General features: G+C 56.4%; 2 protein-coding genes. Both read left to right on the forward strand.

Annotated elements, in window-relative coordinates; all coding sequences use genetic code 11:
* Nucleotides 1–433: hypothetical protein (locus AC1RPR_RS07820; RefSeq protein WP_481763403.1), on the forward strand; the 433-nt coding region annotated here is incomplete at its 5' end.
* The gene (locus tag AC1RPR_RS07825; RefSeq protein WP_289900957.1) at nucleotides 433–1104 is read left to right on the forward strand and encodes an FtsB/FtsL family cell division protein; all 672 of its coding nucleotides are present in this window, start codon (nucleotides 433–435) and stop codon (nucleotides 1102–1104) included. The genes AC1RPR_RS07820 and AC1RPR_RS07825, both read left to right, overlap by 1 nt.
* Nucleotides 1105–1109: the final 5 nt, after the last annotated feature.

A 1109-nucleotide genomic window follows, 5' to 3' on the forward strand; every position in this document is an offset into this window, starting at 1 on the left:
ACTCGCACCCGGGCTCGTCGAGCGTCTTGAATTCCAAAAAGAGTTTGAGGACGACTATGATGAAGCGACTCTCCGTCAGGTTCCGGCTCTGGCCACGAGCCCGGATACGGCGTTTGCCGTGCTCGACGACGGCACATTCGCGTTCCCCGGTATCGAGTCCGCGTTTCAAGTATGGAAGAAGGCACGTTCCAATTTCCGACACAAGCGTATCGACGATCTGGAGCACGAAGTCGAGGTCGTGCGCTGGGCGCGGTCCGTGCGCAATACAGGGTTCTCGACACCGGGCTTGGAGAACTTTCAGTTTCTAGCTTCGTTCTACGGAGTAGACACTGTGGAAGAGTTGATCTCGGCTCAAGAGCATCAGATCACGCGTCTTCAAGAACGCATTCCTCAGGATCAGCAGTGTGTTTTGACGACTCCGAGGGAGGGTTAATGAGTTTCACCGCACAAGACCTGTACAGTATTGCCCACGAGGCCGAACGCGTTGCCGCTATTGGCCGTCGAGTGTTCGATCCGGGACTGGTCTCGTTTGGGGCTAATGTTCGTCGCCTCGTTGAAGAATACGCGTATGAGAAAAGCGCGCGAGTAGCAGAACAGGCCGACATTCAGACAGCCCGATCCGAAATCGATCAACTCAAGTCCGAAATTGCGAGGCTCCGCAACGAGCGCGCGGCCTCGGAACGCGTGACTGACAAGCATACGGCACGAAAAGCCGCAGAACTTGCGGGCTCCGGCTACAAATACTCCGGCTACATTCTCCAAAACGAGAAAGGCGAACGTGTGTTCATTGAGATGGGCGCAGTTCGCTGGATCGACAACAAGGCTATGTGGCAGCTGATGCACCCGGGACCGAAACCCGTGGAGCGTGAGCCCAACACATGTCCGTGTGGCACTAGCCTAGATTTGTGCTCGAAGCCTTCGGAGGCTCCGCTGTGCGGAAAACCTCAGCCGGAATTGGCTGTGCCTCCCGTCAAGTTCACGGAGTACGGAACTTCGTTCAACGTCAACGGAGCGCCGTTTCCAGTCGAGTTCGGCAATCTTCATGATCGCTATGTGGCACGCGGTTTCGAGGGCCCGAAACTGTACACGATGGACCCGGCGTAAAAAGC

The organism is Dellaglioa sp. CoH-57-MRSF-22 (assembly GCF_056781895.1).